Raw genomic sequence first — 9,827 nt, 5'->3', positions numbered from 1 at the left:
TCTGTGCAACGCCACATCGTTCCCCACTGAACCAGTACTTTGGGACCTTAGCTGTTGGTCTGGGCTGTTTCCCTCTTGACCACGGGTCTTATCACTCGTAGTCTGACTGCCAGGTTCTTCGACATTGTGGCATTCGCAGTTTGACTGAGCTTGGTAACCCTCGCGGGCCCCGCACCCAATCAGTGCTCTACCTCCACAACTCATTCCCTGACGCTAGCCCTAAAGCTATTTCGGGGAGAACCAGCTATCTCCGGGTTCGATTGGAATTTCTCCCCTACCCCCAGTTCATCCCCTGGCTTTTCAACGCCAGTGGGTTCGGGCCTCCATGCGGTGTTACCCGCACTTCACCCTGACCAGGGGTAGATCACCCGGTTTCGGGTCGATGACGACAAACTTATCCGCCCTATTCAGACTCGCTTTCGCTTCGGCACCGGCTCCTTCGCCTTCACCTTGCTTGCCATCATCACTCGCCGGTTCATTCTACAAAAGGCACGCCGTCACATCTCTTGAATGCTCCGACTGCTTGTAAGCACACGGTTTCAGGTTCTATTTCACTCCGCTCCCGCGGTTCTTTTCACCTTTCCCTCACGGTACTATCCGCTATCGGTCGCCAAGGAGTATTTAGCCTTAGGAGGTGGTCCTCCCAGATTCCCACGGGATTCCTCGTGTCCCGCAGTACTTGGGGTCTGTTGCACATTCCACATTCCGTTTCGGATACCGGGCTCTCACCGTCTATGGCCGGCCTTCCCATGCCGTTCTCCTACGGATTGCTTCCTGCTGGCTCCCTGCAGGTTGCCGCCAACAGCCCCTCGACCCCGAATGCGCATCGACTGCAGTCTGTACCACGCATCCGGTTTAGGCTTCTCCGCTTTCGCTCGCCGCTACTGACGGAATCGCATTCGCTTTCTCTTCCTCGAGGTACTTAGATGTTTCAGTTCCCTCGGTTGCCCCCGTACACCTATGGATTCAGTGTACGGTACTAGCGCTTCACACTAGCAGGTTTCCCCATTCGGACATCCACGGCTCAATGCTCGCTTACAGCTCCCCGTGGCATTTCGGTGTTCGCCCCGTCCTTCTTCGGCTCTTGGCGCCTAGGCATCCTCCGTGCGCTCTTCCTAACTTCACCGTTTCGACTCCATGACTGACTTACACCAGTCACTTCATCCAGTTATCCGGCTATTGTTACCTGTTACTCGCATTTCGGTTACCGGTTTACTATTTCGAGGTTGTTCCATATTCAGTTGCCAAGGTACATGCGCCTTCCAACTTCCGTCGGAAACGCGCCTTGAGTTTACCTTGTCTCATATGAGACGTTGGCTCCCTCAAAACCAAACACACAACACCTAAAAGCCTTGTTTCTCCGTAGAAAGGAGGTGATCCAGCCGCACCTTCCGATACGGCTACCTTGTTACGACTTCACCCCAATCATCAACCCCACCTTCGGCGGCTGGCTCCATAACGGTTACCTCACCGACTTCGGGTGTTGCCGACTCTCGTGGTGTGACGGGCGGTGTGTACAAGGCCCGGGAACGGATTCACCGCGGCATGCTGATCCGCGATTACTAGCAATTCCGGCTTCATGCAGGCGAGTTGCAGCCTGCAATCCGAACTACGAACGGCTTTTTAGGTTTTGCTCCACCTCGCGGCTTCGCTTCCCGTTGTACCGCCCATTGTAGCACGTGTGTAGCCCAGGACATAAAGGGCATGATGATTTGACGTCATCCCCGCCTTCCTCCGACTTACGCCGGCAGTCACCTGTGAGTCCCCACCTCTACGTGCTGGTAACACAGATCAAGGGTTGCGCTCGTTGCGGGACTTAACCCAACATCTCACGACACGAGCTGACGACAACCATGCACCACCTGTCTCCTCTGCCCCGAAGGGAAGGTACATCTCTGCACCGGTCAGAGGGATGTCAAGCCCTGGTAAGGTTCTTCGCGTTGCTTCGAATTAAACCACATGCTCCACTGCTTGTGCGGGCCCCCGTCAATTCCTTTGAGTTTCAGTCTTGCGACCGTACTCCCCAGGCGGAGTGCTTATTGGGTTTCCTTCGGCACTGGGGTGTGTCCCCCCAACACCTAGCACTCATCGTTTACGGCGTGGACTACCAGGGTATCTAATCCTGTTTGCTCCCCACGCTTTCGTGCCTCAGCGTCAGTCACTGTCCAGCAAGGCGCCTTCGCCACTGGTATTCCTCCACATATCTACGCATTTCACCGCTACACGTGGAATTCCCCTTGCCTCTCCAGCACTCAAGTCATGCAGTTTCCAAAGCAATCCCAAGGTTGAGCCTTGGACTTTCACTTCAGACTTACACAACCGCCTACGCACGCTTTACGCCCAGTGATTCCGGACAACGCTTGCCCCCTACGTATTACCGCGGCTGCTGGCACGTAGTTAGCCGGGGCTTCCTCACTCGGTACCGTCTCACAAGGAGCTTTCCACTCTCCTTGTCGCTCTCCCCGAGCAACAGAGCTTTACAACCCGAAGGCCTTCTTCGCTCACGCGGCGTTGCTCCGTCAGGCTTGCGCCCATTGCGGAAGATTCCCTACTGCTGCCTCCCGTAGGAGTCTGGGCCGTGTCTCAGTCCCAGTGTGGCCGGTCACCCTCTCAGGTCGGCTACGCATCGTCGCCTTGGTGAGCCGTTACCTCACCAACTAGCTAATGCGCCGCGGGCTCCTCTCTCAGCGATGCAGTTGCATCTTTCAACACAAGTAGATGCCTACCCGTGTATTATCCGGCATTAGCACCCGTTTCCGAGTGTTATTCCAGTCTGAAAGGCAGATTGCCCACGTGTTACTCACCCGTCCGCCGCTAGCCCCGAAGGGCTCGCTCGACTTGCATGTATTAGGCACGCCGCCAGCGTTCGTCCTGAGCCAGGATCAAACTCTCAAAAATGGCGTTGTTACATATGTTTCAATCGTCGCTGTGACCAAAGGTCACGTTGACCGAAACTTTTAGGCGTGTGTGTTCAGTTTTCAAGGAACCAAACCTGCTGTGAAAGCCCCACGAAGACTGATTCAACGAGGAACCAGATGAAGTGATTCTTTCAAGCAAGTGCCGCTTCTGTCGAAGCAGCCTAAGTACTATATCACGAACTGACGTTCGTTGTCACTGGTAATTTCTACACAAACGATGGCGTCACTACAGCCGACCGATGTAGATAATCACCTCTGCAAGTATCCTTTCTATGACTCACAACACGTCTTGATGAAAGGACAACGTTGCAAAGTGACGGTGAGAATAATATCACAGCATGCAACAGCACGTCAACTATTATGCATGATATCCGTTTCCTCAATGCATCTTAGCGAATTCACGCTAAAGCACCCATACAACAGCAGCATTGATACGCCCAGCCGCCCCAGTTCAGCCCAGACTGATTCAGCCCCATATTGAAGTGCAAATAAACATTCACTCGCTATCGGATGTTTCTTTTCTTGGGTGGAGCTTGGGTGAATCGATACCTTGGGCGGATCGATATGGTTCAATTCCAACACCATCTCTCATGGTACGAAATCCATCCACATCTCGTCCGATGCCCATCGTTCGCCACAAGGCTAATTATGCGATGTATCGCCTATGCGTGCAAGACTATCCCATCCCAATGATGAGGAGGCCAGCAAACATATATGGATGGATCGAAACAGCTAAAGCGCATGTAGCCGTAGATAAGATTGTGCGAAATAGATGACGCCGAACGTCTCAGCTACCTGCATTCCCAACCGCATTCGGATGACACTCCCTCGGGACTTACGCAGGACTATATATGAAGGGATTTTCTATATACGTATCGCCAGGTCTCCCCTCTGCATCTATCGCGTAGGAATTTGTAACATACTGCTTGACTTGCATCTGTAGCCGTGTTAAATTGGCTACTGCCTAATTCAAGAGCACAAGCGAGAGCCATTAGCTCAGTCGGTAGAGCACCTGACTTTTAATCAGGGTGTCCCGCGTTCGAGTCGCGGATGGCTCACCAGTTTTGCCACCTTGGCTCAGGGGTAGAGCGGCTCACTCGTAATGAGCAGGTCGTCGGTTCAAATCCGACAGGTGGCTCCATGCCAGCGTAGCTCAGCAGGTAGAGCAACTGACTTGTAATCAGTAGGTCGCAGGTTCGATTCCTGTCGCTGGCTCCAGAGTGGTTTCCATTGTTGGACCACCCAGGTATAGGGGCGTAGTTCAGCTGGTAGAACGGCGGTCTCCAAAACCGCATGTCGTGGGTTCAAGTCCTGCCGCCCCTGCCATATTTGTTGGGGAATAGCCAAGCGGTAAGGCAACGGTTTTTGGTACCGTCATGCGAAGGTTCGAATCCTTCTTCCCCAGCCAGTGTGCCCTTAGCTCAGCTGGATAGAGCGTTTGACTACGAATCAAAAGGTCGGGAGTTCGAATCTCTCAGGGCACGCCACATATAACGGAGCATAGCGCAGCTTGGTAGCGCGCCTGCCTTGGGAGCAGGAGGTCGTGGGTTCGAATCCCGCTGCTCCGACCAGTGCAATTGATTTGCATGCTCATCCCGGAGTGGCGGAATTGGCAGACGCACACGACTCAAAATCGTGCGGGAAACCGTGCCGGTTCGAGTCCGGCCTCCGGGACCAATGGGGGTATAGCTCAGCTGGGAGAGCACCTGCTCCGCAAGCAGGGGGTCGTCGGTTCAAATCCGTCTACCTCCACCACATTCCTCGATAGCTCAGCGGTAGAGCATCCGACTGTTAATCGGAGGGTCGTAGGTTCGAATCCTACTCGGGGAGCCAATTTGCTCCCATAGCTCAGTTGGCAGAGCGCATCCATGGTAAGGATGAGGTCACCAGTTCAAGCCTGGTTGGGAGCTCCAGTACAATGGCCCCATGGTCAAGCGGTTAAGACACCGCCCTTTCACGGCGGTAACGCGGGTTCGAATCCCGCTGGGGTCACCACTGTTGAGAAATATCTTGACAGATTGTACAACTAGGATATATAATTTCAATCGCTTCTTGCGGAAGTGGCTCAGGGGTAGAGCATCGCCTTGCCAAGGCGAGGGTCGCGGGTTCGAATCCCGTCTTCCGCTCCATGCGGGTGTAGTTTAATGGTAGAACGTCAGCTTCCCAAGCTGAGAGCGAGGGTTCGATTCCCTTCACCCGCTCCATTATGCGGTTATAGCTCAGAGGGAGAGCACCACCTTGACACGGTGGGGGTCATAGGTTCAATTCCTATTAACCGCACCAAGTGCGTACGGCGCGTCAAGCTTTTGACCGCTTGAACGCGTCTGGCCCTATCGTCTAATGGTTAGGACGCCGCCCTCTCACGGCGGTAATAGGGGTTCGAATCCCCTTAGGGTCACCATTGTATGGAGTGATGGCCGAGTAGGTCGAAGGCGCTCGCCTGCTAAGCGAGTATACGTCTTAAAAACGTATCGAGGGTTCGAATCCCTCTCACTCCGCCACTGAGGAACTGTGGTGTAGAGGCCTAACATGCCTGCCTGTCACGCAGGAGACCGCGGGTTCGAATCCCGTCAGTTCCGCCATATTTGGGCCCATAGCTCAGCTGGCTAGAGCGCACGACTGATAATCGTGAGGTCGGTGGTTCGAGTCCACCTGGGCCCACCAACGAAGAGCAACCAACATGAGTTGGTTGCTCTTTTTGCGAATAATGACCTTTACCAAAATCATATCTGCAGTCACTTTACGAACGATGGGGAGACTTTTGTGGATCGACAACTGCAAACCATTGCCCTTCAAAACCTAGAACAACAATTGAATGCCCACCCCGCCTCCCTCCATCTCAAATTTGAAAAAGCCTGCCTACTTGCTGAAATGGGCCGCACGATAGAAGCGCAAAATGAGTACCTGCAAATTCTCTCGGTGGATCCAACGCATCGCGGTTCATTAAATAACTTAGGCACGCTTCTTCACGAATCTCGGTATCGCTCAGCAGCTCGAACCGCATACACGCAGGCCGTGGCATGTCACCCGGACGATCCGATGGGACACGTCAACTTAGCGAATCTCCTATTTGAAGAGGGGGAGATGGAATCCGCACGTGTGCATTTTGAGCGGGCCCTCGAGCTCAATCCCGACCATTATCAAGCACATCAAGGAATGTCTTATATCCTGACGCAATTGGGCGACGAACAGAAGGCTATGTTCCATCGGAAGTTAGGGTTTCAGCATCACGCCATAACAGAATTGCCCTTTCGTGGCCAAGGAACACCAGTACGCTTACTTTTGCTCGTCTCTACAACAAGCGGAAATACACCCATAAAGACAATTCTCACCAACCAAATTTTCCACGTATTTATTGTTTTTGTCGATTTCCTCGACGAGAATACCCCGCTTCCACAACACGACGTTGTCTTCAATGCCATCAGTGATGCGGATCTCGCTGAATCGTCACTCCTTGCAGCACAATGTGCGATCGCCCGAACAAATGCCCCTGTGATCAATTCTCCGCAGGCGATCCTTGAAACAGGGCGTGTACGCATAGCCGAGCGGCTTTCCAATATCGAAGGCGTCATCACCCCCAAGATGGCGGTTGTGCCGCGACGACACCTTGCGTCGTCAGATGCCATCGAGCTGTTACAGAAATGCGGCTTCGAACTCCCTCTGTTACTGCGCGCACCTGGATATCACACTGGGCAACATTTTGAGAGAGTGGATACGCCCGAGAGATTATCAAGAATGCTTACCGAGATCCCAGGAGACCCGCTCTTCGTAATACAATATATCGACACCAGTGCGGAAGACGGGCTGTTTCGAAAGTACCGCGTCATGATGATCAATGGAGAATTGTACCCGCTGCACGTTGCTGTATCAAAAGACTGGAAAGTTCACTACTTCACCGCAGACATGGCCAAAAACGCTGACAACCGTTTGGAAGACGCCTTTTTTCTAGAGAACATGCCAGATGTCATTGGTTCTCGGGGCATGGCCGCACTAAAGGCTATTCAGGAAACGCTAGGGCTGGACTACGCGGGCGTCGATTTCGGCTTAAGCGCAAACGGCGACATCATACTGTTTGAGGCCAACGCGACGATGGTGGTCAATCCCCCTGATCCAGACCCGCTCTGGACATACCGTCGGAAATACGTCGACAACATCTATACCGCCGTTCAGCAAATGTTGATCGACCCAAAATTATAGCAATGACGGGGCTGATGACAGCCCCGTTTTCACATTCACTCTGCCTAGCATGTGACCTCCCACCTACGAAATCTGCTCTCCAATTGTTCCAACGATGCCGTGATCGTTCCGATTTGACCCATGACCAGATTCGATCTCCGGCCGAGTACACCGAGCAACCACATCTGTCGCAATTCGGGGCCTGTAGCCATCGTTTGACGTGTTTGACGACTCTGTAATACTAGTATACAATCGCACAATCGCGAGCTAGACTAGGAGGGGAGGTGAACGCACCGCATCGTGAGGCGCAATAGGAAACCGCCTTCATACGCTTCGATATGGAACGGCGGTTGAGTTGTCTATCAGTTTGGAATTGATTTTAAGTACGGGAGTGTTGAAGTTGCAGAGTTCTGCCAGCACTGGACATGGCATCCCCACCCGCAGGCGAATCAGGGTCGTCATTGCCATTTCGTTTGCTTTCTTTGTCGCTTACTTCGATAGAACGAACGTCGCTGTTTTAATTGCAAATCACAACTTTGACCAAACCTTTGGCATCGCTGGTAACAAAGCTGCACAAGGCGTACTCATCACTGCTTTCCTGCTGCCGTATGGATTAGTCAATATTATTACAGGTCCAATTAGCGACAAACTGGGTGGTCGGCGAGGCATTGCGCTCGCCATCATCGGCTGGACAATTTGTATGGTCTTAAGTGGAGTTATCACAAATTACACCGTGTTGCTGATTCTCCGAGTCCTGTTGGGCGTCGGCGAATCCATCATGGGGCCTTCCGTGAACATGGTAACCGCACAGTGGTTTCCAGATAAGGAACGGGCCCGGGCCAATTCCATTTGGTTGAGCGGCCTATTTATTGCTCCAGCGTTCTCCTACCCGTTACTCGCGTGGATTGTCGGTTCCTTTGGTTGGCGCCAGAGTTTCTTCGTCCTGGCTGCGATTGGCTTGTTTGTCGCACTCCCGCTCATTTGGTTTTGGACAAAAAACACGCCAGAAGACGATAAGAAAATCTCACCCGAAGAGATTCAATACATCCGCGCCGGACAAAGCGCGCCTCAAAAACTTGCACAAAGCCAGTTTTGGGCGGAGGCCAAGAAGGTATTTGGTTATCACAAGTACTGGTTTGCCTTGTTCGCCTATTGCGGATATCAACCCGGCTTTTGGGGAATCGGAACATTTCTACCGTCCTACTTAGAACAACAGCGGCACCAAACGTTCGGTTCAGCTAGTATTTTTGCCATCCTGCCTTGGATAGCCGCGACAGTCTTCACCTTGGCCGGTGGCTACATTGGAGATCGGAAGCAGCGCGTGCGCTCACGGCTCTGGTCATTCGGATATGTGGTTGCGGCAATCTTCTCGTATATCGGCACTGTCACACATTCACTCGGCATCTCCATCACGTTTATCTCCCTTGGCGTAGGTATGCTCGCCAGCACCTTGGGGCCGATGTGGGCCATTGTCCAAGAGATGAGTCCACAAGGCGTATCTGGATTTGCCTCCGGCGTGTTCAACGGCGTCTCCTATGTGGCGGCGGCATTTGGGCCAACCGTGGTTGGGAATATCGCCGATGCGTCCAATTCGTTCAACGTCGGCTTTTATGCACTTGCTGGCTGGATGGTTGTCACAGCAATAGCAGTCATCCCACTCTGGCGCGGGTATCGCAAAGGCAAGCAACTAGAGCCATTTTCACTGGATAATGGGCTGCACGATTAAAATCGCTTCACAGTAAGCGCCAAACCTACGCCGTAGGATAGTTGTAATCGGATACATCTGTGTCTTACAATGAAAGCGTAACCTCTTTCCACTTCAGTTCAGGAGGTTGTCTGAGTTCGTCGGTGCCGACGGGTCATCGACAACCTCTTGCATTTTCAAGAAATCAATCGTCCTCCAACGAATTCACCTTTCCAAAGCGCATCGCTTTTCCAGAAAGAGGCCACCTTGTGGTGACCTCATCAGATTACGTCGCGCCGATTTTTCAGTGGGAAGGCTAAGGTTACTTCGCTGGGAGTACGTCGTGATCGACATAGCGTTCCCCATTGATTTCACTTATCAGGTTAATCGCGACTCTCGCGCCGTCCCCCGCAGTGATAATGGTGTGAACGCTCGTGCCCGCAATGGTGCCAGCAGCCCAGATACCTGGAATGTTCGTGCGCCCCTGCGCGTCCACCTCGACAATGGTCTTAATCCGCGGTTCGGTGGCCGGTTTTGTCGTGACACCGATGGACTCCGCCAAATCTGCCCAGAGACCTGTCGCAAGGATAACGTATCGGGCCTCGAACGTTCCGTCCTCCGTCTTCACTGTGAATGTATCGCCATTTTTCTGAACATCAACCACTTTGCTCCGGACGAGTTCTGCACCAGCCTCAGTCGCTTGACGCTGCCCTACCTCGACTAAATCGGGCCCCCCAATTTCGGCGATGCCATAGTGATTGCGCAGCAGCGCGCGACGTGTCACGCCCTGATCACTATCGAAAAATACAGTCTTTTTATTCGCCCGAGCGCTAAACAGTGCTGCACTTCCACCCGCGGGGCCGGCCCCAATAATCGCGATGTCGTACATCGTTCATCCCTCCCGAAAATTTGCTTGCAAAGATAGATTAACGCAAACATTCCCCAAAATCACCAATTTTACGATGTACCCATGAAGTCACTTTGGCGTGCGTCAATTGGAACTCGCGGAGACTGTAGCGTACAATTTGAACAGAGAGAAGAGAGCTAGA

3 protein-coding genes, 19 tRNA genes and 2 rRNA genes (1 of these 24 only partly in view) are annotated in these 9,827 nt (G+C 52.9%); 21 read left to right on the top strand and 3 right to left on the bottom strand.

Annotated elements, in window-relative coordinates:
• Both K1I37_RS04420 and K1I37_RS04415 read right to left on the bottom strand, forming a co-directional pair.
• Nucleotides 1-1,126 (bottom strand): 23S ribosomal RNA (locus K1I37_RS04420) (it extends 1,818 nt beyond the left edge of the window).
• A 240-nt stretch (nucleotides 1,127-1,366) separates the two neighbouring features.
• A 16S ribosomal RNA gene (locus K1I37_RS04415) occupies nucleotides 1,367-2,898 on the bottom strand.
• Together the 16S and 23S rRNA genes form the textbook arrangement of a ribosomal RNA operon.
• A gap of 1,005 nt (nucleotides 2,899-3,903) precedes the next feature.
• On the opposite strand from K1I37_RS04415, the gene K1I37_RS04410 reads away from it, so the two are divergent.
• The 21 genes from K1I37_RS04410 (at nucleotide 3,904) to K1I37_RS04310 (ending at nucleotide 8,820) form a co-directional block, all read left to right on the top strand.
• Nucleotides 3,904-3,979: transfer RNA gene (locus K1I37_RS04410), tRNA-Lys, on the top strand.
• A gap of 5 nt (nucleotides 3,980-3,984) precedes the next feature.
• Nucleotides 3,985-4,059: transfer RNA gene (locus tag K1I37_RS04405), tRNA-Thr, on the top strand.
• 1 nt (nucleotide 4,060) lies between these two features.
• Nucleotides 4,061-4,136 (top strand) — tRNA-Thr (locus K1I37_RS04400).
• A 32-nt stretch (nucleotides 4,137-4,168) separates the two neighbouring features.
• A tRNA-Trp gene (locus tag K1I37_RS04395) sits at nucleotides 4,169-4,244 on the top strand.
• 7 nt (nucleotides 4,245-4,251) lie between these two features.
• A tRNA-Gln gene (locus tag K1I37_RS04390) sits at nucleotides 4,252-4,326 on the top strand.
• A 2-nt stretch (nucleotides 4,327-4,328) separates the two neighbouring features.
• A tRNA-Arg gene (locus K1I37_RS04385) sits at nucleotides 4,329-4,405 on the top strand.
• Between the two features lie 7 nt (nucleotides 4,406-4,412).
• Nucleotides 4,413-4,489, top strand: a tRNA-Pro gene (locus K1I37_RS04380).
• A 23-nt stretch (nucleotides 4,490-4,512) separates the two neighbouring features.
• A tRNA-Leu gene (locus K1I37_RS04375) sits at nucleotides 4,513-4,595 on the top strand.
• 2 nt (nucleotides 4,596-4,597) lie between these two features.
• Nucleotides 4,598-4,673 (top strand) — tRNA-Ala (locus K1I37_RS04370).
• Between the two features lie 3 nt (nucleotides 4,674-4,676).
• A tRNA-Asn gene (locus K1I37_RS04365) sits at nucleotides 4,677-4,751 on the top strand.
• 4 nt (nucleotides 4,752-4,755) lie between these two features.
• Nucleotides 4,756-4,831, top strand: a tRNA-Thr gene (locus K1I37_RS04360).
• Between the two features lie 7 nt (nucleotides 4,832-4,838).
• Nucleotides 4,839-4,913, top strand: a tRNA-Glu gene (locus K1I37_RS04355).
• Nucleotides 4,914-4,972: 59 nt separating this feature from the next.
• Nucleotides 4,973-5,047 (top strand) — tRNA-Gly (locus K1I37_RS04350).
• A 1-nt stretch (nucleotide 5,048) separates the two neighbouring features.
• Nucleotides 5,049-5,122 (top strand) — tRNA-Gly (locus K1I37_RS04345).
• A 4-nt stretch (nucleotides 5,123-5,126) separates the two neighbouring features.
• Nucleotides 5,127-5,201, top strand: a tRNA-Val gene (locus tag K1I37_RS04340).
• 43 nt (nucleotides 5,202-5,244) lie between these two features.
• Nucleotides 5,245-5,319: transfer RNA gene (locus K1I37_RS04335), tRNA-Glu, on the top strand.
• 6 nt (nucleotides 5,320-5,325) lie between these two features.
• Nucleotides 5,326-5,419, top strand: a tRNA-Ser gene (locus K1I37_RS04330).
• Nucleotides 5,420-5,423: 4 nt separating this feature from the next.
• Nucleotides 5,424-5,500, top strand: a tRNA-Asp gene (locus K1I37_RS04325).
• Between the two features lie 5 nt (nucleotides 5,501-5,505).
• Nucleotides 5,506-5,582, top strand: a tRNA-Ile gene (locus K1I37_RS04320).
• Between the two features lie 99 nt (nucleotides 5,583-5,681).
• A complete protein-coding gene (locus tag K1I37_RS04315) occupies nucleotides 5,682-7,115 on the top strand; it encodes a tetratricopeptide repeat protein (RefSeq protein WP_031219260.1) in 1,434 nt (477 codons plus the stop codon).
• Nucleotides 7,116-7,494: 379 nt separating this feature from the next.
• Nucleotides 7,495-8,820 carry an MFS transporter gene (locus K1I37_RS04310; protein ID WP_021298410.1) on the top strand — a complete coding sequence of 442 codons (1,326 nt, stop codon included), beginning with the start codon at nucleotides 7,495-7,497 and terminating at the stop codon, nucleotides 8,818-8,820.
• A 280-nt stretch (nucleotides 8,821-9,100) separates the two neighbouring features.
• Here K1I37_RS04310 and K1I37_RS04305 read toward each other — a convergent pair whose 3' ends face one another.
• Complete coding sequence (locus K1I37_RS04305) at nucleotides 9,101-9,667, bottom strand: FAD-dependent oxidoreductase (RefSeq protein ID WP_021298411.1); 567 nt, start codon at nucleotides 9,665-9,667, stop codon at nucleotides 9,101-9,103.
• Between the last annotated feature and the right edge of the window lie 160 nt (nucleotides 9,668-9,827).

It is taken from the genome of Alicyclobacillus acidoterrestris (assembly GCF_022674245.1).
Taxonomy (GTDB): Bacteria; Bacillota; Bacilli; order Alicyclobacillales; family Alicyclobacillaceae; genus Alicyclobacillus; species Alicyclobacillus acidoterrestris.
Note: the sequence above shows the minus strand (reverse complement) of the source record. Positions and strands in the feature narration are given on the sequence as shown.